Origin of the sequence: Halomonas sp. 111, from assembly GCF_052379685.1 — a bacterium.
GTDB lineage: Bacteria > Pseudomonadota > Gammaproteobacteria > Pseudomonadales > Halomonadaceae > Vreelandella > Vreelandella citrativorans.
Window position 1 is genome coordinate 87,507 of sequence record NZ_JBQSYV010000005.1, and the last position, 26,606, is coordinate 114,112.

A 26,606-nucleotide genomic window follows, 5' to 3' on the forward strand; every position below is an offset into this window, starting at 1 on the left:
TAAATGTCTAACCTTCGTAGCCTGACGTTTGACGCCATTATTATCGGTGGCGGTGGCGCTGGCCTGCGCGCTGCTTTAGAACTGGCGAAGTCCGGTAAACAAACAGCCGTCCTTTCCAAAGTCTTCCCGACACGCTCTCACACTGTCTCTGCCCAGGGCGGTATTACCTGCGCTATCGCGTCTTCTGATCCCAATGACGATTGGCGCTGGCACATGTACGACACTGTTAAAGGCGGCGACTATATCGCTGACCAGGACGCGTCGGAGTATATGTGCTCTGAAGGCCCGAAAGCTGTATTTGAACTTGAGCACATGGGCCTGCCGTTTTCGCGCTTTGATAACGGCCGCATCTATCAGCGTCCGTTCGGTGGCCAGTCCAAGAATTTCGGTGAAGGCGGCCAGGCGGCGCGTACTTGCGCGGCGGCAGACCGTACCGGTCACGCACTGCTGCACACGCTTTACCAGAACAACCTTAAGAACAATACAACGTTCTTGAATGAGTGGTACGCGGTTGATCTGGTGAAGAATGGCAACGGTGACGTGGTGGGTTGTATCGCCATGTGCATTGAAACTGGCGAAGTTGTTCACGTTAAATCCAAAGCCACTGTATTGGCGACTGGCGGTGCTGGCCGAATTTACGCATCTACCACCAATGCCCTGATCAATACGGGTGACGGTATCGGTATGGCGTTGCGTGCGGGCTTCCCGATGCAGGATATGGAAATGTGGCAGTTCCACCCGACCGGTATTTACGGTGCGGGCACGCTGGTAACCGAAGGGTGCCGCGGGGAAGGTGGCTACCTGATCAATAAAGACGGCGAGCGCTTTATGGAGCGTTACGCGCCCAACGCGAAAGACCTGGCGGGTCGTGACGTTGTTGCGCGTTCCATGGTCATGGAAATTCTGGAAGGCCGCGGTTGTGGCGAGAAGGGCGACCACGTCTTCCTGAAGCTTGATCACTTGGGTGAAGAGGTGCTGAGCAAGCGTCTGCCTGGTATCGTTGAGCTTTCAAAGACTTTTGCTCATGTCGATCCAGCGAAAGACCCGATCCCGGTCGTGCCGACCTGCCACTATATGATGGGCGGTATTCCGACCAACATTCATGGTCAGGCGATTCTGCAGGACGAAAGCGGCAACGACCAGATCATCAACGGTCTGTTCGCCTGTGGTGAAGCAGCGTGCGTATCTGTTCACGGTGCTAACCGTCTGGGCGGAAACTCCTTGCTGGACCTGGTGGTGTTTGGCCGTGCCGCCGGTATGTTTATTGAAGGCGCGCTGAACGAAGGTATTGAGTACCTGGATGCCTCCGAGTCTGATATTGAATCAGCGATGAAGCGCATTACTCGTTGGAACGAGTCGGAAGGCGGTGAGAGCATTCCTGCGCTGAAAGCAGAGCTTCAGGACATCATGCAGAACTCTTTCGGTGTATTCCGTGAAGAGAAAAACATGCTGGAAGGCGTTGAGAAGCTTGCCAACCTGCGCAGCCGTATTGCCAATGCTCACCTGCCTGATAAGTCCAATGCTTTCAACACGGCCCGTGTAGAAGCGCTGGAACTTGATAACCTGATGGAAGTGGCCGAAGCGACGGCAATTGCTGCCCTTGAGCGTAAAGAGAGCCGCGGTGCCCATTCACGTTACGATTACCCAGACCGTGACGACGTCAACTGGCTGAAACACTCGCTCTACTTCCCGCTCACCAAAGAGCTGAAGCAGCGCGACGTCAACTTCAAGCCGAAAACTGTTGATACGTTCGAACCCAAGGTTCGTACCTACTAAACTCCGCATTGACGAGAGGGAGTTATAATGTCCAATCTTCAGGTATCCGTATACCGTTACAATCCGGAAACCGACTCCGCGCCCTATATGCAGGAGTTCCAGGTTGATACCAAAGGGCGCGATGTCATGGTGCTGGATGTTCTTCATATGATGAAAGAACAGGACAGCGGTCTGGCATTCCGTCGTAGCTGCCGCGAAGGCGTTTGCGGCTCTGATGGTATGAACATGAACGGCAAAAACGGCTTGGCGTGTATTACACCGCTGTCAGATGTTGTGAAAAACAACAAGCTGATCCTGCGCCCGCTGCCTGGTCTGCCGGTTATCCGCGATATGGTTGTGGATATGGGGATTTTCTATAAGCAGTACGAGCGTATTCAGCCGTACCTGCAAAATGAAACGCCAGCGCCCGCCATTGAGCGCCTGCAGTCGCCCGAAGACCGTGAAAAGTTGGATGGCCTGTACGAGTGTATCTTGTGTGCTTGCTGCTCTACGTCTTGCCCGTCGTTCTGGTGGAACCCGGACAAGTTCGTAGGACCTGCTGGCTTGCTGCAGTCTTACCGTTTCCTGGCGGATTCGCGCGATACCGCAACCCGCGAGCGTTTGACCAGCCTGGAAGATCCGTTCTCGGTGTTCCGCTGCCGCGGCATCATGAACTGCGTAGCGGTTTGCCCGAAAGGCTTAAATCCGACGCGCGCGATTGGTAAAATTCGCGAAATGCTGCTCGCAGATGCAACATAAACGCCTTGTGAGTCAATAAAAAGCGATTGCCACGCAACAAGTCTCGTTTTACTACTTAAATCGTGGCGCTTCGCTTGTTATCATAGGGTTTGTCATAAGGTGCGGCGCGTCGCCGCACTTTATGAGCAGTCAAGTTTAAAAGCCGGTGCTGCGAGTACCGGCTTTTGAGCATGAACTGAGTAAGAATAGCAATTAAGAAATAGTAATTAAGAAATAGCAATTAAGTAGGGCTTCCGGCCGTTGGTCGGTGCCGCCGGTACATGTTCCGCCCCGCCGGCAGGGCAATAGCGATGTCGTTGTTTTTTGCAGCGATGCCGATACCACCCCATCAGTGTAGGGTGACCGAGAGATGCAACAAGGCATAATGGAGTTAATGTGGCGTTCCTCTCACGTTAGTGGTGGCAATGTCCACTACGTGGAAGCGCTTTACGAGCAGTACCTCGCCGATCCAGATGCTGTTTCTGACGAATGGCGTAGCTATTTTGACCAGCTACCGAGTTCCGAGGGCAGTGCCTCCCACGATGTTCCACTAAGCCCGACTCGTGATCAATTCTACCAGCTAGGTCGTGAAAGCCGCCCGGGCCGGGTAGTTGCCGCTGCCGATAGCGGTGAGAACAAAAAGCAGGTGAAAGTCCTGCAGTTGATCAATGCGTATCGCTTCCGTGGTCATCAAAAGGCTGATATCGATCCGCTTGGGCTGCGTAATCCTACCCCCGTCCCTGACCTCGATTTATCATTCCATCAGCTGACGAAGGCTGATCTTGATACCGAGTTCCAGACCGGTTCGTTTTTCCTGGGTATTGATAAGGCACCACTGCGTGAGATCGTGGACGCGCTGGAGAAGACGTACTGTCGCTCCATCGGCTGTGAGTTCATGCATATCGTGGACACAGAAGAGAAACGCTGGCTACAACGGCGCTTCGAATCAGTGCGCAGTGCTCCCAAGTTTAGTGACGATGTTCGCAAGCATGTGCTCGAGCGTCTGACGGCTGCTGAAGGTTTGGAAACTTACTTGGCATCCAAATATCCAGGTACCAAACGCTTTGGTCTTGAAGGTGGTGAAGTCTTTGTACCCATGATGGACGAGCTTATCCAGCGTGCTGGCGGTTATGGTACGAAGGAAGTCGTTATCGGTATGGCGCACCGTGGTCGCCTCAACCTGTTGGTCAATATTCTGGGCAAAAACCCGGCTGACTTGATTGATGAGTTTGATGGTAAGAAGGTGATTGAGCGTGGTTCTGGCGATGTGAAGTATCACCAGGGCTTTAGCTCCAACGTCATGTCACCGGGCGGCGAAGTCCACTTGGCCATGTCGTTCAACCCCTCGCACCTGGAAATTGTCGCACCGGTTGTTGAAGGTTCCGTACGCGCGCGCCAAGACCGCCGCAAGGATCCTGCTGGCGACAAGGTGTTACCCATCAATATTCATGGTGATGCTGCCTTCGCGGGTCAGGGCGTGGTCATGGAGACATTCCAGATGTCTCAGACCCGGGCCTATAAGACCGGCGGCACGATTCACATCGTCATCAATAACCAGGTGGGCTTTACGACGTCCAACCCCATGGATGCTCGTTCGACCGAGTACTGTACTGACATTGCCAAGATGGTCCAGGCGCCCATCTTCCATGTGAATGGTGATGATCCTGACGCCGTTATCCATGCGACCCAAGTGGCGCTGGATTACCGTCAACAGTTCAAAAAAGACGTCGTTATTGATCTGGTCTGCTACCGTCGCCGTGGGCATAACGAAGCCGATGAGCCGTCCGGTACGCAGCCTTTGATGTACGCCAAAATCAAGGATCATGCGTCGACGCGTACGGTTTACGTTAAGCGCTTGGTTGACCAGGGCGTTTTATCTGAAGATGACGCCAAAGCGATGATGGAAACGTATCGCGATGACCTGGTCGCGGGTAACCACGTTGCCAATGCACTGGTTCAGGAACCCAATCAATCCCTGTTTGTGGATTGGGCGCCGTACCTGGGGCATGAGTGGACGGGCGATGCGGACACGTCTTTTGACATGAAGCGTCTTCAGCAGCTGGCTGCGAAAATGTGCGAGATTCCGGATGGGGTCGAAGTGCAGCGCCAGGTAGCCAAGATTTACGAAGACCGCCGCAAGATGCAGGCCGGTGGCATGGCCATGAACTGGGGCTTTGCTGAAACGCTGGCCTACGCCACGTTACTTGACCAAGGGCACCCGATCCGGATTACCGGTCAGGATGTGGGTCGCGGTACGTTCTCGCACCGTCACGCTGTGGTTCATAACCAGAAAAATGGCTCTACCTACGTGCCGCTGCAAAACATGGCCGATGGTCAGCCGGTTTTCACCATTCACGACTCCTTCCTATCAGAAGAAGCTGTGTTGGCGTTTGAGTACGGTTATTCCACTACTGCGCCGAATGACCTGGTTATTTGGGAAGCCCAGTTTGGTGACTTCTTCAACGGTGCACAGGTGGTCGTTGATCAGTTCATCTCTTCTGGTGAGAGCAAGTGGGGTCGTTTATGTGGCCTAACGATGCTGCTACCCCATGGCTATGAAGGCCAGGGACCAGAGCACTCGTCTGCGCGACTGGAACGTTTCCTGCAAATGTGTGCTGAGCACAACATGCAGGTCTGTGTGCCGACGACACCTGCGCAGATTTATCACTTGCTGCGTCGTCAGGTGATTCGTCCGCTGCGCAAGCCGCTGATTGTTATGTCGCCCAAGTCGTTGCTGCGTCACAAGGAAGCGGTATCGAGCCTTGAAGATCTTGCTCACGGCAAATTCCAAATGGTATTGCCGGATCAAGCGGATCTGGCCGCTGAAAACGTAACGCGTACGATTCTGTGCTCAGGCAAGGTCTACTATGACTTGGCCGCCTGGCGTGCAGAAAACGAGCGTAACGATACGGTGATCATTCGTCTTGAGCAGCTGTATCCCTTCCCGAAAGAAGAACTTCTGGAAGTGCTCCAGGCGTATGGCAATGTGGAAGATATTGTCTGGTGTCAGGAAGAGCCGTTGAACCAGGGCGCTTGGTACTCCAGTCAGCACCACATGCGTACAGTGGCCGATATGCTTAAAGATGGCCTCGGACGCGAGTTGAAATTTGCAGGACGTCCTGCCTCTGCCGCGCCGGCAGCGGGCTATATGTCCGTCCATACTGAACAGCAGCGCCAGCTGGTGGAAGACGCTTTCAATCTGTAAAGCGCCCACCGGGTTTAGAGAACACCATAAGGGAAACGACATGGCTACCGAGATCAAAGCGCCAACCTTTCCGGAATCCGTTGCCGAAGGTACTGTGGCTACGTGGCATAAAAAGCCGGGTGACAGCGTCGAGCGTGACGAACTGATTGTTGAAATCGAAACCGACAAAGTGGTGCTGGAAGTGGTGGCACCTGAAGCGGGCACCCTGACTGACGTAATGGCCGAAGAGGGCGAAAGCGTCGCGTCTGAGCAGGTGCTTGGCAAAATCGGTGAAGGCAGCGCCTCAGGCGACAGCGGTAAAAAAGAAGAGCCATCTTCTGATGAGCCGAACGCCGAGAAAGCTGACCAGCAAGACGAAAAGAAAGAAGAGAAAACAGAAGAGAAGAAAGCCAGCGGCGGCAAGCAGCATGATGTAAAAGCGCCGAGCTTCCCTGAGTCTATCCAGGAAGGCACCGTGGCGACTTGGCACAAAAAGGTCGGTGAAGCGGTTAAGCGCGATGAAGTACTGGCTGATATCGAAACCGATAAAGTCGTACTGGAAGTGGTTGCGCCTGCTGACGGTGCGCTGGCAGAAATTAAAGCCGAAGAGGGCAGCCAGGTAGAGTCCGAAGCAATTCTTGCGGTCTTCACCGAAGGTGGCGGTAGCGACGTAGCAACAGCGGCTGATAAAGAGCCAGCCGCCTCTGCTGACGATGGCGCCAGCGATGAGAAAATGGGCGACAAGATCGTCGCACCGGCGGCGCGCAAGCTGGTTGCCGAGCACGACCTTGACGTTGCCAAAATTGAAGGTACGGGCAAAGGCGGTCGTGTTCTAAAAGAAGACGTGCAAAAAGCCGTTAAAGATGGCTCCGCCAAGAAAGGTGCTGCCAAGTCTTCTGCGCCGAGCAACGCCGCAGCAGCCCCAGCGGCTGTTGAAGGCGAGCGTGTTGAAAAACGCGTGCCGATGACCCGCCTGCGTCAAACCATTGCCAAGCGTCTGGTACAAGCTCAGCAAACCGCTGCCATGCTGACCACGTATAACGAAGTGGACATGACTGAGATCATGGCCCTGCGTGCGCAGTACAAAGACACCTTCCTCAAAGCTCACGATATCAAGCTGGGCTTTATGGGCTTCTTTGTAAAAGCGGCAACTGAAGCTCTCAAACGCTTCCCGGATGTTAATGCCTCTATCGACGGCACCGACATCGTGTATCACGGTTACCAGGATATCGGTGTTGCGGTATCCACTGACCGTGGTCTGGTGGTTCCCGTACTGCGTGACACCGACAGCATGAAAATTGCTGATGTCGAAAGAACGATTGTTGATTTCGGTAAGCGTGGTCGTGACGGCAAGCTGGGCATGGACGACATGATCGGCGGCACCTTCACCATCACCAACGGTGGTACGTTCGGTTCTCTGATGTCGACGCCGATTATCAACCCGCCGCAAACGGCTATTCTGGGGATGCACAAAATCCAGGATCGTCCGATGGCTATTAATGGCAAGGTTGAAGTCCGCCCCATGATGTACCTGGCACTGTCATATGATCACCGTATGATTGATGGCAAAGACGCCGTACGTTTCCTGGTTACGCTTAAAGAATTGCTGGAAGATCCGGCACGTCTGCTGCTGGACGTCTAAGGTACGTAGACCACGTATCCTTGCGTATTGATATTTCGATACGCGCCACCCTTCTTATGCAGTCGCACACCGCTCTTCTCTCGGCATTGTAAAGACGGGAGAAGAGCACCGAGCTAAAGGAGCCAACATGGCTGACAAGTTTGATGTGATCGTTATCGGCGCCGGCCCTGGCGGTTACGTAGCTGCTATCCGCGCAGCACAAATGGGCCTGAAAACAGCCTGTGTTGAAAAATGGGTTAACAAGGAAGGCAAGACTGTTCACGGCGGCACCTGCCTGAACGTCGGTTGTATTCCTTCCAAAGCGCTGCTGGAAACCTCACATAAGTTTGTTGAAGCACGTGATCACTTTGCTGAAGTTGGCATCGAGATTGACGCGCCGAAGGCTAACATTGCCAAAATGCTCGAGTTCAAAAACTCGGTCATTAACAAAAACGTGGGCGGCATCAGCGCACTGTTCAAGGCCAACGGTGTTACTTCGCTGGAAGGTAAAGGTAAAGTTACTTCGTCTACAGAAGTTGAAGTAACCGACCACGATGGCAATGCCACGACCTACACGGCTGACAACATCGTTATCGCCGCAGGCTCCGTGCCGGTTGAAATTCCGCCGACGCCGCTGACCGACGACCTGATTGTGACGTCTACAGGCGCACTTGAGTTTACCGAAGTACCCAAGCGTTTGGGTGTGATCGGTGCTGGTGTTATCGGCCTGGAGCTGGGCAGCGTTTGGAAGCGTTTAGGTTCTGACGTGACCGTTCTTGAAGCCATGGACAGCTTTTTGCCGATGGTTGACGGCGCGATTGCCAAAGAGACCCAGAAGCTGCTCAAGAAACAGGGTCTGGACATCAAACTGGGCGCACGCGTGACCGGTTCTGAAGTCAAGGACAACGAAGTCGTCGTTAAGTACACCGACGGTGACGGCGAACAGGAAATGACCTTCGACAAACTGATTGTTTGTGTGGGGCGTCGTCCTTATACGCAAGGCGTGATTGCCGACGGCGTAGGCGTTGAGCTTGACGAGCGTGGCTTTATCTTCGTCGATGACCAGTGCCGTACCAATGTCCCGAGCGTTTATGCAATCGGTGACTGTGTACGTGGTCCAATGCTTGCTCATAAAGCGTCTGAAGAAGGCGTTATGGTCGCTGACATTATCGCTGGCCATAAAGCTGAAATGAATTACGACGCCATCCCCAGCGTTATCTACACTTCGCCTGAAGTCGCGTGGGTAGGTATAACCGAGCAAGATGCCAAAGCGAAAGGCATTGAAGTCAAAACCGGCTCTTTCCCGTTCTCTGCCAACGGTCGTGCGCTTGCCAACAATGCGCCTGAAGGTATGGCCAAGATTATTGCCGATGCCGAAACAGACCGCATTCTGGGTATGCACATCGTCAGTCAGCACGCGGGTGAGCTGATTGCCCAAGGCGTTATCGCGATGGAATTTGGTTCCAGCGCTGAAGATCTAGCGTTGACCTGCTATGCCCACCCGAGCACTTCTGAAGCTATTCATGAAGCGGCTCTCGCGGTGGAAGGCCATGCAATCCACATGGCTAATCGTAAAAAGCGCAAATAAGTTCAGCGGTAACTACCAGGCGCCACCATTAGGTGGCGCATCACTTTCGGGCATGTTGTAAAATAGCGCGCGAAAGTACGGGGACAGCCCGTTTTTAAAACGGGTTGTCGTTCGAGTCACATGCAACCAATGGCATGAATCGATGAACCTTCACGAGTATCAAGGCAAACAGCTGTTTGCTGATTATGGTCTACCAGTGTCTAAAGGCTTTGCCGTGGACACTCCCGAAGAAGCAGTAGAAGCCTGCAAAAAGATCGGCGGCGACATGTGGGTAGTTAAAGCCCAGGTGCACGCAGGTGGCCGTGGTAAAGCGGGTGGCGTTAAGCTGATCAAAGATCCGGCTGAAGCGAAGGCGTTTGCCGAGCAGTGGCTGGGCAAAAACCTGGTAACCTTTCAGACTGACGAACAAGGTCAGCCGGTTGCCAAGATTCTGGTAGAGACCTGCACTGATATCGCCGATGAGCTTTACCTCGGTGCCGTTGTCGATCGTACTACCCGTCGCGTGGTCTTCATGGCCTCGACCGAAGGTGGTGTTGAAATCGAAACGGTTGCTGAAGAGACGCCGGAAAAGATTCTTAAAGCCGAAATTGATCCGCTGGTTGGCGCACAGCCGTACCAGGCGCGTGAGTTGGCCTTTGCTCTGGGCCTGAAAGGCGACCAGGTCAAACAGTTCACCAAGATCTTCCTGGGCCTATCCAAGTTGTTCCACGACAAGGATCTGGCACTTTTAGAGATCAACCCGTTGGTTATCACTGACGAAGGCAACCTGCACTGCCTCGACGCCAAACTGGGCCTCGACAGCAACGCGTTGTACCGTCACCCGGACCTGCAGGCCATGCGCGATCCTTCCCAGGAAGATCAGCGTGAAGCCGATGCAGCGAAGTGGGAACTGAACTACGTCGCACTCGACGGTAACATTGGTTGCATGGTAAACGGCGCAGGCCTGGCCATGGGCACCATGGACATCGTTAACCTGAGTGGCGGCAAGCCGGCTAACTTCCTGGACGTTGGCGGCGGCGCGACCAAAGAGCGCGTAGCAGAAGCGTTCAAGATCATCCTGTCTGACGACAACGTGAAAGCCGTTCTGGTTAACATCTTCGGCGGTATCGTACGTTGCGACATGATTGCTGAAGGCATTATCGGTGCCGTTGAGCAAGTAGGTGTCAACGTGCCGGTCGTGGTTCGCCTGGAAGGTAACAATGCCGAGTTGGGTGCTGAGAAACTGGCGTCCAGCGGTCTGAACATCATCGCTGCTACCAGTCTGACCGATGCGGCTCAGCAGGTTGTTAAAGCGGCGGAGGGCAAGTAATGAGTATCCTGATCGATAAGAACACCAAGGTCATCTGCCAGGGTTTCACCGGTGGCCAGGGCACGTTCCACTCCGAGCAGGCGATTGCCTATGGCACGCAAATGGTCGGTGGTGTTACGCCGGGCAAAGGCGGCCAGGAGCATTTGGGCCTGCCAGTTTTCAACACCGTTAAAGAAGCGGTTGAGAAAACAGGCGCGGAAGCTAGCGTTATCTACGTACCGGCTCCGTTCTGCAAAGACTCAATCCTTGAAGCCGCTAACGCTGGCATCAAGCTGATCGTTTGCATCACCGAAGGCATCGCTACGCTTGATATGCTCGACGCAAAAGTAAAATGCGACGAGCTGGGCGTGCGTCTGATTGGCCCGAACTGCCCGGGTGTTATTACTCCGGGTGAGTGCAAAATCGGTATCATGCCGGGTCACATCCACCAGCCGGGCCGTGTGGGTATCGTTTCCCGCTCTGGTACGCTGACTTACGAAGCCGTTAAGCAGACCACTGACCACGGTTTCGGTCAGTCTACCTGTGTCGGTATCGGTGGCGACCCGATTCCGGGTTCCAACTTCATCGACATTTTGGAAATGTTCGAGAAGGATCCGAAAACCGAAGCGATCGTCATGATCGGCGAAATCGGTGGTACGGCTGAAGAAGAAGCAGCCGCCTACATCAAGGATCACGTTTCCAAGCCAGTGGTTTCTTACATTGCCGGTGTTACTGCACCTCCTGGCAAGCGTATGGGCCACGCTGGCGCCATCATTTCTGGTGGTAAAGGCACGGCTGACGAGAAGTTTGCTGCTCTGGAAGACGCCGGTGTTAAAACCGTTCGTTCTTTGGCAGAAATCGGCGACGCACTAAAAGAAGTGACGGGCTGGTAAGCTGGCAAGCGGATCAAAAAGGGGTGCCGTTTGGCGCCCCTTTTTTGTGTCTTCAAGTTGACTGCACCGCCGTCATTTTAACCCTCGACCTCACGCTTGCGCCCTTCAAGAATTTTTCTGAGTAGCGGGCGTCCTGCCATCAGCATAAATACCGGCGCCCCGGCGATCAGATAAAAATAGTAGGTGACAGCACGCCAGATCAAGATGGCGGCTGCCGCACTGCTTTGACCCACGATAGGGGCCAGCAGGGCCGACGAGGAGAGCTCTGCACCCCCGGCACCGCCGGGCAGCAGGGTCAGTTGGCCTGCCGCCATGGAGAGCATCTGCACCAGGAAGGTCCATGCCCAGTCCAGATGTTGCCCAAGGCCGTACAGCGTGACGTAGAGAATGCTGTAGCGCACGATCCAGTGCACGATCCCGAATCCGAAGGCCAAGGCCAGCGCGGAGCGTGGCAACTGAAGGGTTTCGGTAAAGGCCTGCTTGAAGAGCAGGATGCGGCGCACCATGGCATGCTGAAGCCGTGCACTGACACGCATTCGAGACAGTAGGCGGCCGGTCACAATTAGTACGCGACGATGATAGCGGCCTATGAGAACGACGCCGAGCAGCGCCAGGCACAAGAGTGCCATGGGCACCACTAGCATCCATCCTAGCCGGGCATCAATGGAGCGCGTGATGACATAAATCATCATCGCGATCATTGAACAGAGAAAAAACAGCAGGTCAATGATTTGGTCTACAGCAAAAATGGCAGTGGTCTGCGCGGGTCGTACGCCACGTCGCGTGAGAAGGGCGATCAGTGTCAATGGCCCACCGCTTCCCCCTGGCGTGGCGCAAATGGCGAATTCAGTGGCCATTACCGTACCAGTAGCACGCATCAGGCCCATGTTGCCGGCGCGTCCCGCCAGTAGAACACGCAGCTTGGCACCGTTAAGCAGCCAGCAGGCCAATATCATGCACAGCATCAGCGCAAACAGACTTGGTGGAAACCCGGCAAGTAAATGAATAAGGTCAGTGCCACCCAATAATAGGGGGATGGCCATAACAGCGATGAGGCCTGCGGTCAGCAGCCAGAGTGTTCTTTGCATGCGTTTAATTATTCAGGGGTGGGTTTGGCGCTGGGCGAGCGTTTTCAAGGCGGGTACCCATACGTGATGACAAGGTGCCAGTATCGTGCTGACTGCAATGGCGCTGTAACCAACTGATCTTGGTGGTGGGCCGATAGCCTTCTTCTAACAGGCGCCGAATCGTCGTCAGCCAGTAGCGCCTTGAAATAGCATGGCGCATATCCACGGGGTGTAACCCCAGGCGAATCAGTGGCGCTTGGCGATGACGACGCCTGGCCCGCTCATTAACGACCCAGGACATACCGCGCCGCCAGCGGCTGCGTGCGCTCCACACTAGCGAGGGCGCCTTAATCGGTGTGTAGTCTGGCAGAAAGTACAGCTGGCCGGGGTCGCTGGTATAGGTAAACCCTTGGGTTTTCAGTGCCTGCCGGGCGCCTTCGCCTAAAAGCCAGGCGGGCGCAACGAATCCCTCCAGTGGCCAGTCTTGAGCACGAAAAAGTTCGACGCCACGCTGTAAACGTTCAAGCGCATCAGCGTAGCTGAGCGGGTAAAACTCACCTTCATAGGTATAAAGCCGTCGCATGAAGTAATCGCGCGGCGTGCGGGGGGCGGGCGCATCATCGCAGTGATAGAAACCATGTAACGCCAGTTCGTCTCCGCGCTCCCTGCGCTGATGCAGAAGCTGCAGCATGTCGGTGTCTTTAAAGGTGTTACTGCGATGATGAAAGTCAGGCACGACAAGCCAAGTCATGGGGATTTTTCCCATGCTATCGACCTCCTCGACAAAGGCGCGATAGTCCGGCCAGGTGATGGGGGCAATGTCATGGAGTACCAGTGCAAATTCCCTGTTAGCCATGCTGTGCGCTCACCGTTGCCGTATGACTAATGCCGAGAAGTTCGCGATAGTGCTGCATAACCCCCTGCACGACGATATCCCAGTCATGATGGCGTTCTACATGCGCGCGCGCGCGACGGCCCATGGCTTTTGCATCGTTTTCGAAAAGCGCCTGAATGCTGCGAGCCATATCTTCACTGTCCAGTGGTCGACACAGCATTCCGCACTCTTCGGGAATGTTTTCGGTCAGCGCACCGGCGCGGGCTGCCACTACCGGAATGCCACAAGCCATGGCTTCCAGCACAATCAGCCCGAAGGTTTCCTGGGTGCCCGCATGCAACAACGCATCGCTACTGGCGAAATAACGTGCAATCTCGGCGGTCGGGCAAAAATGATTGATGACCGTTACGTTGTCGGGAACCTGAGTCGGCATTGAGGAGCCGACCATCAGTAAATGATAGCGCTGTGTGGATGTGCCGCTCTTCAGGCGGCGCATGGTCTCCAGCAGGATCGACAGGTTTTTTTCCTGCGAGCCACGCCCGGCAAAAACCAGCAGGCGTGTGTCGTCATCAAGCCCCAGCTCGACCCTGACCTGCTCATCGCGAAGTTCAGGACGAAAGGTTGTGAGATCTACGCCCAGCGGCTGAACGCGAACCTCCTTAATACCCAGTCCTTCGAGTCGCTCTGCCATCACACGGCTCGGAGCGAGGACGCGATCATAATGATCATAAAGCCGCGAGATGTAGCCATTGATCAGCGAACGTGACCAGCCCCCCAGCCGATTGCTGATCATGGTGGGTAGGTCGGAGTGGTAAAAGGCTATCAGCGGGATATCAAGCTCACGGGCGCTTGCGATGGCTGCCCAGCCGACGGTATACGGGTCGCCGGCTTCGATCAGGTCCGGACGCACCTCATTAAGCGCTCGCCGCCAGGGACGCCTTGTCAATGGGAAGCGATAGCCATTGCTGAAAGGCAGTGGGGTTGCGGGCACATCAACACGGTGATCTTGGGCTATATACACATGGCGCTCGCCGGGCACCAGCAGGGTATGGCGAGCATCGGTCAGGGCGTTCAAGCGATGACGCTTGGCATCAAGATAGGTACGTACGCCGCCACTGGAGGGCGCATAAAACATGGTCATGTCGGCAATATGCACTACGCCGATACCTCCTCGAACCACTGATAGTTGAGCGGGCGACTTATGATTGCAAACGCAGGGGGCCGCAGGCGCCCCCTGTATAATGTGTCATTTTGATGACCGCTGAGGCAAGCGGAAATCGGCTATTGCCAGGTTGCCGAGGTCATAAGCCCGCCCATATGGGCGGGAAGGCACTTTAGGCGGGGCGTGCCACCAGCGAACGGGTCTCTTCACGCGCTTCTACCAGCGCAACACGCAGGCTATCGCCCAGTTTATAGCGCTCTTCACCCTCGATCTGAATGCGTCCCTCTTTATCATCAATAGCCACTTTGTCGCGGTCGCTATGCATCAAGGGAGCTGGAACAAACGCGGTAGCGCCATTCTCAATCAGGCGTACGCGCATACCGCCACGGTTAATCGCCATAATGTCAGCTTCAAACGTGTCCTGGTTCTGCGCCGCAGGCGTTAAGAAGCGCACGTAGAGCCAGTCTTTCACATCACGCTCGGCCATCCGGTTTAGGCGGCGGCGCTCGGTGAGCTGCTCGGTTAACGCCTGGCTTGCTTCTGCCGGGGCCTGTTCGCTTTTCAGTACGCGTTTGATCAAACGGTGATTGACCATATCGCCATACTTACGAATCGGCGATGTCCAGGTCGCGTAAGCAGCCAAGCCAAGGCCAAAGTGCGGGCCGGGCTGAGCAGACATGCTGGTAAAGCCCTGGAAACGACGCAGACGGGCATCCAGCCAAGCGTCATCGCGGCTCTCAAGCGCGCGCTTAAGCTCTTTGTAGTGATCCAGTTCCGTTAACGCTTCACGCTCAACGGTAATCTCCTGGCTTGCCAGGAACTCTTGCGCCGCCTCGGCTTTTTCGGGCTCAAAGGCACGATGCACGTTAAAGATACCGTGGCCGATGTGGCTTGCCAGGAAGTCCGCGCAGCAGGCGTTGGCCGCAATCATCGACTCTTCAATCATGCGGTTGGCGATACGCCGGTCTTCGGTATTGATCGCCAGCACATTGCCTGCCGCGTCCAGCTCAAAAACGTAATCGGGGCGATCTTTAAAGACCAGTGCGTGCTCGTTGCGCCAGGCGGTACGTGCTTCGGTGAGTTCTTGCAGCGCAGTAAGCTGCTCGGCGATGTTATCTTCGGGTGCCCAATCGCCTTGACCGTCAATCCAGTCAGAAACGCGGTCATACACGAGCCTGGCATGCGATTTAACGTTCGCCGCGAAGAAGCGGTAGTCACCCAAGCTGCCGTCGGCATTGATAACCAACGTGCAGGCGAGTGTCGGGCGCTCTTGGCCTTCCCGTAGCGAACACAGGTCATCGGCCAACTGTTCAGGCAGCATGGTCACGTTTTGGCCCGGCAGGTACACGGTGAAGGCGCGGGTACGTGCTTCCAGGTCAGCGGCATGCCCCTCTTCTACATAGGCAGTGGGGTCCGCAATCGCGACGCTTAGCTGCCAGCCGCCTTCCGCGCGTTTGCTGACGTGTAGCGCATCATCCATATCGCGGGTTTTTTCACCGTCGATAGTGAAGAAGGGCTGCTCGGTAAGGTCTTCGCGGGTCAGGCCTTCTTCGTGTAATGGCCATTCGGTGCCCGCATCGGGGCAGTCCTGTTCCAGCGCGTGACGGGCAAGTGTGACGCGCCATGGCACCGCAGGGTCGTCCGACTTGGCGACCAACTCATCAATTTGGGCAAAAAATCCGCGGTCATTCTCTTTAAGCGGATGGCGAACCAGGCGGGCAACCACCCAGTCACCATCGGCAATGCTGGCTTCATCCAGGCTGTTTTTGATACGTGACTTGATCACATTACGAATAGAGGGGTGATCAGGGACGACGGCCAAACGATCTTCGCGCTTTTGAACACGCGCCACAAAGCGGTCAAGACCGGCTTCAATCAGCTTTTCAGGCTCAACCGATTTCTTGTCACCGTTTTCGTGAATCACCGCTTCTACGCGGTCACCGTGAATCACCTGCTTCATTGCGGGAGGCGGCACGAAGTAGGATTCACCGTTATCGGTTTCGAGAAAGCCAAAGCCTTTCTCGGTAGCTTTAATCACCCCTTCAGCGCGCGGGGTGGTATCACGAATTTGTTGCTTGAGCTGAGCAAGCATAGAATTATTCTGAAGCATGAGATCAATCAGTTGGCGAGAGTAGCTTGCCACTATACGGATTCCCAGGGGCTGCGCCAATTATCCGCCGTGGAAGTTGATGTTAGTTAGATAGTATCTTAGATAGTATCAAGGTGTTACATAGCTCAAGGAGGATCGGTTAAGCTGATGTTTCATTAATGGAGAGCGCACGTTATGACACCACGGCTGATTGTTTCTGATCTTGATGGCACCCTGTTGGGGCGCGACCATCGCTTGCACGAAGATACCATTGAGGTCTTGAGAACGTTGGTCAACCAGGGGCATCTCTTGGTGCTTGCATCAGGACGCCACTATGCCGATATGCGTGTTTTTAGAGATCAGCTCAATGTTCCCATCCATTTAATCAGCAGTAACGGTGCCTATACACACGACCCTAACGATCAATTGCTGGCGGCCTACCATGTCGGATCCCCTCAGGCTGCCGCGTTGATTAAATTGCCGCGCCCGGGCAATGTGCGGTTAAGCCTTTACTTGGACGATGCTTGGTACATAGATGCTGAGTCACCCAGCCATTTGGAAATGCATGCAGCCACGGGATTTGTCTACCAAGTGGTGCCGCCGGAGAAGATGCCTACCGAGGGGATCGGTAAAGTACTTTACGGCGGGCGCCCCGATGCGCTGTTAAAGGTCGAAACCGCCATCCGCGAAATTAATGATGGCTCGCTTCACGTGACCTATTCAACCAGCGATTCATTAGAGATTATGGCGGGAGGCGTCAATAAGGGAGTGGCGTTGTCGGCGCTGCTCAAGCGCCTCTCGGTTGCGCCTGAAGACTGCCTCGCTTTTGGCGACAACCTCAACGACGTTGAGATGCTAAGCCTGGTGGGCGAGCCGCACTTCATGATTAACTCACACCCAGAAATGGCCGGCAGACTGAGCGCCGCGCGGCAGATAGGCCACCACGGCGAGGCGGCCGTAGCTGTGCTGTTACGCGAGCGATTTGCACTCTGAAAGCGGCATTAAAAAGAAGATTCGTTAGCGTCAGTCCCATCATTAGTCGAAGGGGACTTGAGATGCCCGGTCCCCTCGACCATCATCATGGCCCCAGAACGACAACAACGTAGGGCCAAAGCCGCTGCAATGACGACACCCGCTGCTACCTTGATTGTGGTCGATGACGATCCGGAAATTCGTGAGCTGCTTGCTGATTATCTGGGTCGCCACGGTTATCGTGTTTTTACCGCCGATGGCGCCGAAGCGCTGCATGCTCTGCGCTTGGAGTGTTCTCCCGACTTGCTGATTGTCGATTTAATGTTGCCCGGCGATGACGGGTTTACCATCTGCCGTGATGTGAGAAAGCATAGCGATGTGCCGATTATTATGCTCACGGCCAGTGCTGATGAGACCGATCGAATTCTCGGCCTGGAGTTAGGTGCTGATGACTACCTGAGCAAGCCATTTAACCCCCGCGAGCTGTTAGCGCGTATTAAAGCGGTGTTGCGGCGTACGCGCAGTGATGCGGCGCCTATTCCCACAGGGCAAGCGCGTTGGGTAGGGTTCGGTCAGTGGCAGCTGGATCGCATGACGCGAGAGCTGATTGACGAGAAGGGTGAGCGTACCTCGCTCTCAGGGGCCGATTTTCAACTACTTCAAGTGTTTCTGGAACACCCTGCCACGGTGCTCTCGCGGGATGATCTCTATGCGCTGACCCGGGGGAGAGACGCGCCGCCGTTTGATCGCTCCATTGATGTTCACGTTTGTCGGCTTCGCCAACGGTTGGGCGAAGATGCTCAGCATTCGCAACTGATCCGCACGGTGCGAGGGGCGGGCTATGTGTTAACCGCCCAGGTAGATGCACTAACGTGAAAGCGACAGGCTGGAGAGGCATTAGACGTAGGCTGGCCCGCTGGCTGCCTGCTTCTCTGCGTGGCCGTTTTGTCATTATCATGATCGCTGGGGTACTGGTGGCTCAAGGCGCCAGCTATGCGCTTTGGAGTTCTCAAGTACGATCCAGCCATTTGGCTCAGCTTGATGAGCTGTCCACTAACATGGCCTTTAGCATCGCCTCCACCATGCGGTTCTTCCGCTCGCTACCCGTTGAATACCGCCATATTGTGCTGGATCAGTTACGTAATATGGGCGGAACGCGATTTTTTGTGAGCGTTAACGAGCGCCGACTCATGGTCAACGATATTGGCTCGGGGCTGGAAAAAGAAGTCGTCGTTAACAACGTACGTTCGGTGCTCACTCGCGAGCTTAATATTGACGATGTCGTCGTCGAATTTTCGCGTCCGGAAAATCTGCGCGTACTCAATAACGAGGTGCTGCTTTATGACCTGCCGCCCCGTTGGGGGCAGCACAGCCTGATGATGGAGCCGCTATCGCCACCCATTTTAGTCGTACAGTTAGAGCTTTCACCCGGCACCTGGCTCTACGTTGCCACGCTCCTGGGCGTGCCCGATATTTTTAGCGGCTATCGCTGGCTTTCTGAAGAGCGCTTGCTGGTAGGGCTTTTGGTACTGCTGAGCGTGTTGGCGCTTTCGTTACTGGGCATTACCAGCGTGACTCGGCCGCTGGCACGGCTTTCACGCGCGGCCAGGCAGTTGGGAGATGACCTTGATATTCCCCCCTTAAAGGAGAGTGGACCCAAAGAGGTGGCGGCCACTGCCATTGCGTTTAATCGAATGCAGCGACGCATACGCGAGCAGATTGAGGAGCGCGAGCGGCTGTTCTCCGCTATTTCTCATGACCTAAAAACACCGATTACCCGTATGCGCCTGCGTGCCGAGATGCTGGATGACACGCTCCAGCGCGAGCGTTTCTGTGCCTCTCTGGACGAATTGGATAGTTTGGTAAAAGGCGCGCTGGCATCGGTAAAAGGGCTGGATTTGCACGAAGAACCGGTGCCTGTCTCTCTGGAGCAACTGCTTGAAGAACTGGCCGAGGCGCTTAGCTTGCAAGGGGGGGAGGTCAAGATTGAGCGCCAGAGTGCCGTCAACATCGCGCCGATTGTTGCCAAGCCTCTAGCGCTAAAGCGTTGCCTGGCCAATTTGCTTGAGAACGCGATTTTTTACGGTAAGCAGGCGGATATCTATCTGTTTGATGAGGAGGAAAGCGTCACCTTACAGATACGCGATTACGGCCCGGGCATTCCTGAAAAGCAGTTAGAACGCGTGTTTTCGCCCTTTGTAAGGCTGGAACCTTCTCGCAGCCGCCATACCGGCGGTAGCGGCCTGGGGTTAGGCATTGCCAAGCATATCGCCCGGGCACACGGTGGCAATATTCAGCTTGCTAACCATGCCGAACAAGGCCTAATCGTGACCCTTACGCTACCCCGTCAGGAAACTATTACGGGTTTGTAATAAACCTCCAACACTATGCAGCACTCGGTAACTCACGTTGCTGCTTTTCCTGGAGTAACCTTTTAAAGGCCGAACGTCCGAGAGGACAATAACAATATCAGGAGCGACGTAATGCCGATGTTTAAGAAAACCACCCTCGCACTCGCCTTAGCCGGGGCTACACTTGCCGCGACAGCTCACGCCGATGACGTCGAAGTACTTCACTGGTGGACCTCCGGCGGTGAAGCCCGCGCTGCCAACGTGCTTAAAGAGCTGATGGAAGCGGAAGGTTATGGCTGGCAGGATTTTGCTGTCGCCGGGGGCGGTGGTGAAACGGCGATGACCGTGCTCAAGTCGCGTGCCATGTCTGGGAATCCTCCTTCAGCGGCTCAAATCAAGGGGCCTGAAATCCAGGAGTGGGGCGAGCTGGGTCTGTTAGGTAATCTTGATGATGTCGCAGACGCCGAAGGCTGGAATGAACTGCTGCCTGAGGTTGTCGCCAATATTATGCGCTATGACGGTCAGTATGTGGCGGTACCTGCTAACGTCCACCGGGTGAACTGGCTATGGGCCAACCCCGAAGTACTGGATGCCGCTGGGGTTGAAATGCCAACGACCCTGGATGAGCTGTTTGTCGCGGGAGAGGCCATTCGCGAAGCGGGCTTTGTGCCGTTGGCGCACGGTGGCCAAGCCTGGCAAGACGCTACGGTATTTGAAAGCGTGTTATTAGGTGGTCAAGGCAGTGAGTTTTACCAAGCGGCGTTGGTGGATTTAGATCCGGAAGCGCTGGGCGGCGATCAAATGATCGAGTCGCTGGAAGACTTCAAGCGTCTGCGTGAGCTAATGGACGAAGGTATGCCCGGGCGTGACTGGAACATTGCCACTGCGATGGTGATTGAAGGTGTGGCAGGCATGCAGTTGATGGGTGACTGGGCCAAAGGTGAGTTTACCGCGGCGGGGCTGACAGCCGGTGAAGAGTATCTGTGTGCAGCGGCACCCGGCACGGAAGACGCATTTACCTTCAACATTGATAGTCTGGCCATGTTCCGGGTGACGGATGACGGCGAGCGTGAGGCGCAACAGGCATTGGCACGTTTGGTGCTTGAACCTACTTTCCAGGAAGCCTTCAACCTGGCGAAAGGCTCAATTCCAGCGCGTCCTGACCTGGATATGAATGAATTCGACAGCTGTGCCCAGCAGTCGCTGGCCGACTTTCAGCGCACCGCTGAAGAGGGCGGTTTAGTGCCTAGTATGGCGCACGGCATGGCCGTTCGCGCGGATGTACAAGGGGCTATTTTTGACGTCGTAACTAACTACTTCAATAGTGCTGATATGACTGCCGAAGAAGCCGCTGAACGCATGGTGAGCGCAGCGCAAGCGGCCTCGTTCTAACGCGCTTTTCGCTTGGCTTGGTTTAGCTTGGCTCAGGTAGGGGGCAGGCAATACCGCCAGGAAATGCTGTAGGGCGCCGCCGCAACGGCGGCGCTTGAGTTTACGGGTAAGCCACTTCTTTTATAAGAGTTACCTCCCCATGAAAAATACCTCTGCGCTGCGCCTAGCGCCTGGTGCCAAGCGGTCAACATCTTCTGGTGGTCTGCAGGCGTGGCTTCCGCGCCTAGTGTTGGCACCGTCGGTAGCGATTTCTCTGTTTTTTGTTTACGGCTTTATGCTGTGGACCTTCGTGCTCTCGTTGACCAGCTCGCGCATGCTGCCCAGCTACGATTTTGTGGGCTTTGGGCAATATGCCCGTTTAATGGCGAACGACCGCTGGTGGGTTGCCTCAACCAACCTGATGATTTTTGGCGTGCTGTTTGTGGCCATTTGTCTGGTAATCGGTGCGTTTCTGGCCATTTTGCTGGATCAAAAAATTCGCCAGGAAGGCGCGCTGCGCACCATTTATCTCTATCCCATGGCGCTTTCATTTATCGTCACTGGCGTCGTGTGGAAGTGGTTGCTTAACCCGCAGCTGGGTATTCAAGCGATGGTGCAGAGCTGGGGGTTTGAGTCCTTTCGCTTTGACTGGATTATTGACCCCGATATGGCGATCTACACGCTGGTCATTGCGGCCGTATGGCAGGCATCCGGGTTTGTCATGGCGCTGTTTCTGGCCGGGCTGCGCGGCATCGACGACAGCATTGTCAAAGCGGCTCAGTTAGATGGTGCAAGCCTGCCGCGCATTTACTGGCGTGTGGTAATGCCCTGCCTGCGCCCGGTGGTGTTTAGTGCCGTAATGATTTTGGCGCATATTGCGATCAAAAGTTTTGACTTGGTGATTGCACTGACTGGCGGCGGGCCTGGGTACGCGACCGACTTACCGGCCACCTTTATGTATGCCCACGCGTTTAATCGCGCCCAGATTGGCTTGGGGTCTGCGAGTGCCATGCTCATGCTTGGCGGCGTGTTGGCGATTTTGATTCCTTATCTCTACTCCGAATTAAGGAGCCGTAAGCATGGATAATGTCATTCGTCGCCAAACCTTCGCGGCACGCTTGGGCCGGGGTGTGCTGTACGGCGTACTGATTCTCGCTGCGCTGTTTTATATCCTGCCGCTTATCGTGATGTTGATGACCTCGGTGAAGCCACTTAGTGAAATCAGCGCCGGGACACTTTTATCGTGGCCACAGAATCCGACGCTCGCGCCCTGGACAAAAGCCTGGGGAGAAGCCTGTACCGGCATGCGCTGCGATGGCGTCGGCGGTTATTTCTGGAACTCCTTTGCAATCGTTATACCCGCGGTATTGATCTCAACCACCATCGGCGCCCTTAACGGCTACGCGCTCACCAAATGGCGCTTTAAGGGGTCCGAATTGGTGTTTGCGTTAATGCTGTTCGGCTGCTTCATTCCCTTTCAGGTGGTGTTGCTGCCCATGGCGCAAACCCTGGGTTGGCTGGGCATTTCCAGCTCACGTGCTGGCTTGATACTGGTGCATGTGGTGTTTGGGATTGCGTTTACCACGCTCTTCTTTCGTAACTTTTATGTGGGTATTCCCAACGAGCTTGTGTCGGCTGCGAAGTTGGACGGCGCCGGATTCTTCCGCATTTTCTGGCGAATCCTGCTGCCGGTTTCTGCACCGATCATCGTCGTCTCGGTGATTTGGCAGTTCACTCAAATCTGGAATGACTTTTTGTTTGGCGTGGCCTTTTCGGCCCATAACACTCAGCCCGTGACCGTGGCGCTTAATAATCTCGTCAACACCTCCACCGGCGTACGTGAATATAACGTCGATATGGCCGCGGCGATGATCGCAGCGCTACCCACCCTGGTGGTGTACGTACTGGCAGGTAAATACTTCGTGCGTGGGTTAACCGCCGGTTCCGTCAAAGGCTAGTTCTGAGAAGAGCCTGATAACAAAACAGGGTGTTTTTTATGTCGACATTAGAAATTCGCAACGTTCGTAAAGAGTTTGGCAGCGAGCGAGTGCTGAAAGACGTCAGTATTTCGATTAATTCCGGTGATTTTTTGATTCTGGTCGGGCCTTCTGGCTGCGGCAAGTCCACGCTAATGAACGCGATTGCCGGGCTTGAGCCGGTGACCAGCGGCCATATTTTGATTGATGGCGAAGACGTCACCTTTAACACGCCTGCCGAGCGCGATATCGCCATGGTGTTTCAGTCCTATGCGCTTTATCCCAGCATGACCGTGCGCCAGAACATTAGCTTCGGGTTAGAGATGCGTAAAGTGCCCAAAGCCGAACGCGAAGCCTCGGTAGAGCGCGTGGCAGATTTACTGCAAATCACTCACCTGCTGGAGCGCAAGCCTGCCCAGCTTTCCGGCGGGCAGCGCCAGCGGGTGGCGATGGGGCGGGCGCTGGCGCGGGAGCCCAAGGTCTATCTGTTCGATGAGCCGCTTTCCAACCTGGATGCCAAGCTGCGCGTTGATATGCGCACCGAAATCAAAAAGCTTCACCAGCGCCTAGGCACCACGATTGTCTACGTTACTCATGACCAGGTAGAAGCAATGACGCTGGCCGACTGCATTGCCGTCATGCGTGATGGCAATATCCTCCAGCTTGGCAGCCCTGATGAGGTGTATAACAACCCGGTCGATATGTTTGTGGCGGGCTTTATGGGGTCGCCCTCCATGAACTTTATTCGCGCGATGCTGGAAAAAGAGCATGACCGCTACCAGCTGCGAATTGCAACACCAGGTGAGACGGACTTGCTGCTTCCCTGGCCTGAAAGCCGTGTGACGCCCGATATGGCCGAGCGTCTTAATCAACCGGTCATTCTTGGCCTGCGTCCGGAACACTTTAGCGAAGAGGATGTGCGTCTAACGGCGCAGGCCGAAGGCACGCTGCTCAACGCACATATCAGCGTGGTAGAGCCGACCGGCGCGGATATCCTGCTGCGGTTGCCGCTGGGCGAGCAGGAAGTTACCGCTCGCGTTGGTCCTAAATGCCCGGTTGTCGCCGGAACGCGCCTGGCGCTGCGTATTGATATGGAACAAGCCATTCTGTTTGATGCGGTGAGCGGGCAGCGAATCGCTTAGCCAGTGACTACTCCCTGGCCCGTGTGGCCGGGGCAGGCTCTTTATCCAACCGTTTGATCTGACGCCAGAGGTCCTGGCGCAGGTCGGCCATTCTGGGTTGCTCTTCGGGTATAAAGGCTACTGGGCGGCAGAGGCGCTGGGCACGTAGCCCCAAACGGGCGCTAAGCAGCCCGGTGGCCAGCCCTTGACTTGCGCGAGTGGAAATTCGGCCAGCCAGGTGCAGCGAGAGCATATCCATACTGGCATCGGCGGCGAGTTCGCTTACGCCTGCAAACGCCATGTTGCGCAACACATTTCTAAACAGACGTAAGCGGCTGGCGTAACCAAGTTCCAGGCCGTAAAGCCGGCATAACCTGTCGACCATGGCGAGACTGCGCCAGGCTACCAGCGCCATATCCACCAGCGTAAGGGGGCTGATCGCCACCATAATGGCGGTTTCCCCCGACATACGGGTTATCAGACGCTGCGCCTCACGATCGCGGGGTGCCAACAAGTGGTGGCGCAGCAGCGCCTGAACTTCCTCTCCGTTATGATGTGGCTCACAGGCGCGCTCAAACGCTTGCCAGTGGGGATCGTCCGCTGAAAGCTTTAATTGCTGGCGAAGCGCTTCGGCCATTCTCTTTGCCTGATGGGGCGAGCGTTGGGGCAGTTCAGCTAAATCGCTACGCAGTCGATCATGGCGTTTCAGACGCCTTAATCGGCCGAGTTCTCTGATCAGTGACATGCCCCCTAAGCCAATCAGGCTGATGCCAAACAGCTGCCACGCCAAATTCATCCACGCTGACTGGGAAAGCGCATCGGGAATGCCGGTGGCCAGTTCGATGATGCCCAGCGTGGCTCCACCTGCCAAGGCAAACATTAATCCCCAGCGGCGTTTGCGTGGGGCGCCCAGGCTGGTAGCGGGCAACGCCTGTTCCTCGGCCGCCGTTATAAGGGGCTGGTCATCGTCGGTTGCTTCAAAGCGCTGCTGCTGGCGTAGGCGGGTCTCCTGCTCGGTAGCCGTGTCGGGCGTATCGTGCAGGCGAAAATTACGCCGTGGCTGTGGGTCAGTCATGCGAGTTTATCTCCAATCAGCCAATCAATGGCGGCGTCCATTCGAATATGTGTCAGTGCATCCGATGTCGATGGCATGGGTCGAAAGCTGGGGAAGTCAAAGCCCTGGTGCTGCCAGAAGTCGGCATTGGGCAGGCGGGTCGGGACATCGCCTGGGTAAACCAGCACGTCTTCGCCCTCAAGCGTCGTGCCGCGTAGCGCCGAGGAGCGTTTTCCATCTTGCAATACTTCGCGTGCCTCGGTGGCCCGAATAGCAGCAAGCGACAGTGCTTTTACCGGCACGTTGGCAAAGCGTAAATCCTTCAGCGGTTCGGCTAGCAGCGCTTCCAGTAACTGTACAACATGGCCGTGCTGGTCTGGCGTTACGTGATCCGCTTTGGTGGCGGCGATGGCCAAACGGTCAATTTTGGGTGCGAACAGACGCGATAGCAGGCTGCGTTTGCCGTAGTCGAAGCTTTGCATTAATTGACGCAGCGCACGGGAAAGGTCCTCAAACCGTTCTGGCCCGGCGTTCAGTGCACCCAGTACATCGACCAGTACAATCTGGCGATCAAAACGCCTGAAATGATCACGATAGAAGGGCTTCACCACCTGTTGCTGATAGTAGCGAAAACGGGCAGCAAGCGTGGCGTAAAGGCTGCTTTGGGGCAGGTTGTTGAGCATTTCCCTGGAAGCATCAAGATGGGGCAGGGGGAAAAACTGCAGCACCGGGGCGCCCGCCAGCTCACCGGGAAGCAAAAAACGCCCTGGTTGAAGGTCCGAAAAGCCCGCTGCCTTGGCACGACGAAGCCCTTGCGCATAGGCATCAGCCAAGTGCGCCAGTTGCGCTTCGTCCGCTTCAGCAGCGGGGTCTAAAGCTTTCACCGCGTCTAACCACTCGCTGAAGAGTGCGCGCCGCTGCTCGCCTTCCAACAAGGGCTGGGCCTGGCACCAGCTGTAAAAATCGTGCTGCAGCAGCGGTAAATCGAGCAGCCATTCGCCCGGGTAATCAAACAGGTCCAGAGTTAAATGGGCGATATCCGGTGACAGCCAGCCGTTTTGCGCAGGCCGATAGCGCAACTGCAGGCGTAATTCGCTGATGCCCCGTGTCGGTTCGGGCCAGCGCGGCGGCGTATCGCGCAGTGCTGCCATGCCCGGGTCGTAGGGGAAGCGGGGGACGCCAAGATCGGGTTGATTAAGCCGCTGTGCGCCCAGTAAGCGGCCATCTCGGGCGGCGGGCAGTAAATCCAGCCTTGCCTCGACGCCCGCATGACGTAGCTGGTTCACCAACGAGGTTAAAAACGCCGTTTTGCCCGCTTGTGATAGCCCTGTTACCGCTAAGCGCAGCTGACGGTCTCGGCCTCGTTCCAGTAAGTTACTCAGTTCGCGGCTTAACGGCTGGCGCATCCTGGCGTTCCTTTTGTTAATCCTGAATTCAGAAGTCATGGGGCCGTGGCCGTAAGCGGCTCACGTAGTGAGCGAACATTAGTGGCTGGCGGCGTTGCAAACGTAATGGCTAATTTGGTTGCTAGCATAGTGAAT

At 55.5% G+C, this 26,606-nt stretch carries 20 protein-coding genes; 14 read left to right on the forward strand and 6 right to left on the reverse strand.

Annotated features, from left to right (window positions below; all coding sequences use genetic code 11):
• The first annotated feature begins 3 nt into the window (after window positions 1–3).
• The 7 genes from sdhA to sucD all read left to right on the forward strand — a co-directional run bounded on the left by sdhA (window position 4) and on the right by sucD (window position 11,067).
• On the forward strand, window positions 4–1,776 hold the full coding sequence (gene sdhA / locus ACT3T7_RS05490; RefSeq protein WP_172117209.1) for a succinate dehydrogenase flavoprotein subunit: 1,773 nt from the start codon (window positions 4–6) through the stop codon (window positions 1,774–1,776).
• Window positions 1,777–1,803: 27 nt separating this feature from the next.
• Window positions 1,804–2,514 carry a succinate dehydrogenase iron-sulfur subunit gene (locus tag ACT3T7_RS05495; protein ID WP_087106268.1) on the forward strand — a complete coding sequence of 237 codons (711 nt, stop codon included), beginning with the start codon at window positions 1,804–1,806 and terminating at the stop codon, window positions 2,512–2,514.
• A 349-nt stretch (window positions 2,515–2,863) separates the two neighbouring features.
• Window positions 2,864–5,698, forward strand: a complete 2,835-nt coding sequence (locus ACT3T7_RS05500) for a 2-oxoglutarate dehydrogenase E1 component (protein WP_444630295.1) — start codon at window positions 2,864–2,866, stop codon at window positions 5,696–5,698.
• Window positions 5,699–5,738: 40 nt separating this feature from the next.
• A complete protein-coding gene (odhB, locus tag ACT3T7_RS05505; protein WP_444630297.1) occupies window positions 5,739–7,319 on the forward strand; it encodes a 2-oxoglutarate dehydrogenase complex dihydrolipoyllysine-residue succinyltransferase in 1,581 nt (526 codons plus the stop codon).
• Window positions 7,320–7,446: 127 nt separating this feature from the next.
• Window positions 7,447–8,886: a dihydrolipoyl dehydrogenase gene (gene lpdA, locus ACT3T7_RS05510; RefSeq protein ID WP_172117206.1), complete on the forward strand. Its 1,440-nt coding sequence runs from the start codon at window positions 7,447–7,449 to the stop codon at window positions 8,884–8,886.
• 142 nt (window positions 8,887–9,028) lie between these two features.
• Window positions 9,029–10,195 (forward strand): ADP-forming succinate--CoA ligase subunit beta, encoded by a 1,167-nt coding sequence (sucC, locus tag ACT3T7_RS05515; protein WP_193054822.1) that lies wholly within the window; start codon window positions 9,029–9,031, stop codon window positions 10,193–10,195.
• Window positions 10,195–11,067 (forward strand): succinate--CoA ligase subunit alpha, encoded by an 873-nt coding sequence (sucD, locus tag ACT3T7_RS05520; protein WP_172117205.1) that lies wholly within the window; start codon window positions 10,195–10,197, stop codon window positions 11,065–11,067. The genes sucC and sucD overlap by 1 nt, the downstream gene beginning before the upstream one ends.
• A 77-nt stretch (window positions 11,068–11,144) precedes the next feature.
• Here sucD and ACT3T7_RS05525 read toward each other — a convergent pair whose 3' ends face one another.
• The 4 genes from ACT3T7_RS05525 to ACT3T7_RS05540 form a co-directional block, all read right to left on the reverse strand.
• Window positions 11,145–12,155, reverse strand: a complete 1,011-nt coding sequence (locus tag ACT3T7_RS05525) for a lysylphosphatidylglycerol synthase transmembrane domain-containing protein (RefSeq protein ID WP_444630298.1) — start codon at window positions 12,153–12,155, stop codon at window positions 11,145–11,147.
• 4 nt (window positions 12,156–12,159) lie between these two features.
• Complete coding sequence (locus ACT3T7_RS05530) at window positions 12,160–12,990, reverse strand: DUF2334 domain-containing protein (protein WP_441679619.1); 831 nt, start codon at window positions 12,988–12,990, stop codon at window positions 12,160–12,162.
• Window positions 12,983–14,125, reverse strand: coding sequence for a glycosyltransferase family 4 protein (locus ACT3T7_RS05535; protein ID WP_444630299.1), 1,143 nt, complete (start codon window positions 14,123–14,125; stop codon window positions 12,983–12,985). The genes ACT3T7_RS05530 and ACT3T7_RS05535 overlap by 8 nt, the downstream gene beginning before the upstream one ends.
• Before the next feature lie 178 nt (window positions 14,126–14,303).
• A complete protein-coding gene (locus ACT3T7_RS05540) occupies window positions 14,304–16,241 on the reverse strand; it encodes an exoribonuclease II (RefSeq protein WP_192527849.1) in 1,938 nt (645 codons plus the stop codon).
• A gap of 174 nt (window positions 16,242–16,415) precedes the next feature.
• Between ACT3T7_RS05540 and ACT3T7_RS05545 the strand changes: the two genes are divergently transcribed.
• From ACT3T7_RS05545 to ACT3T7_RS05575, 7 genes are all read left to right on the forward strand, one after another.
• Window positions 16,416–17,213, forward strand: a complete 798-nt coding sequence (locus tag ACT3T7_RS05545; protein WP_444630300.1) for an HAD family hydrolase — start codon at window positions 16,416–16,418, stop codon at window positions 17,211–17,213.
• 129 nt (window positions 17,214–17,342) lie between these two features.
• Window positions 17,343–18,068, forward strand: a complete 726-nt coding sequence (locus tag ACT3T7_RS05550; RefSeq protein WP_193056748.1) for a response regulator — start codon at window positions 17,343–17,345, stop codon at window positions 18,066–18,068.
• Between the two features lie 80 nt (window positions 18,069–18,148).
• A complete protein-coding gene (locus ACT3T7_RS05555; RefSeq protein WP_193054867.1) occupies window positions 18,149–19,564 on the forward strand; it encodes an ATP-binding protein in 1,416 nt (471 codons plus the stop codon).
• A gap of 111 nt (window positions 19,565–19,675) precedes the next feature.
• The gene (locus ACT3T7_RS05560; RefSeq protein ID WP_193054827.1) at window positions 19,676–20,935 is read left to right on the forward strand and encodes an ABC transporter substrate-binding protein; all 1,260 of its coding nucleotides are present in this window, start codon (window positions 19,676–19,678) and stop codon (window positions 20,933–20,935) included.
• A 139-nt stretch (window positions 20,936–21,074) separates the two neighbouring features.
• Window positions 21,075–22,001, forward strand: a complete 927-nt coding sequence (locus ACT3T7_RS05565; protein WP_172117198.1) for a carbohydrate ABC transporter permease — start codon at window positions 21,075–21,077, stop codon at window positions 21,999–22,001.
• Window positions 21,994–22,872, forward strand: coding sequence for a carbohydrate ABC transporter permease (locus tag ACT3T7_RS05570; RefSeq protein ID WP_441679560.1), 879 nt, complete (start codon window positions 21,994–21,996; stop codon window positions 22,870–22,872). The genes ACT3T7_RS05565 and ACT3T7_RS05570 overlap by 8 nt, the downstream gene beginning before the upstream one ends.
• A gap of 38 nt (window positions 22,873–22,910) precedes the next feature.
• Window positions 22,911–24,032, forward strand: a complete 1,122-nt coding sequence (locus ACT3T7_RS05575) for an ABC transporter ATP-binding protein (RefSeq protein WP_444630301.1) — start codon at window positions 22,911–22,913, stop codon at window positions 24,030–24,032.
• Between the two features lie 7 nt (window positions 24,033–24,039).
• Here ACT3T7_RS05575 and ACT3T7_RS05580 read toward each other — a convergent pair whose 3' ends face one another.
• Window positions 24,040–25,086, reverse strand: coding sequence for a YcjF family protein (locus tag ACT3T7_RS05580; RefSeq protein WP_444630302.1), 1,047 nt, complete (start codon window positions 25,084–25,086; stop codon window positions 24,040–24,042).
• Window positions 25,083–26,471 carry a YcjX family protein gene (locus ACT3T7_RS05585; protein ID WP_444630303.1) on the reverse strand — a complete coding sequence of 463 codons (1,389 nt, stop codon included), beginning with the start codon at window positions 26,469–26,471 and terminating at the stop codon, window positions 25,083–25,085. Before ACT3T7_RS05585 ends, ACT3T7_RS05580 begins: the two co-directional genes overlap by 4 nt.
• Window positions 26,472–26,606 lie beyond the last annotated feature (135 nt).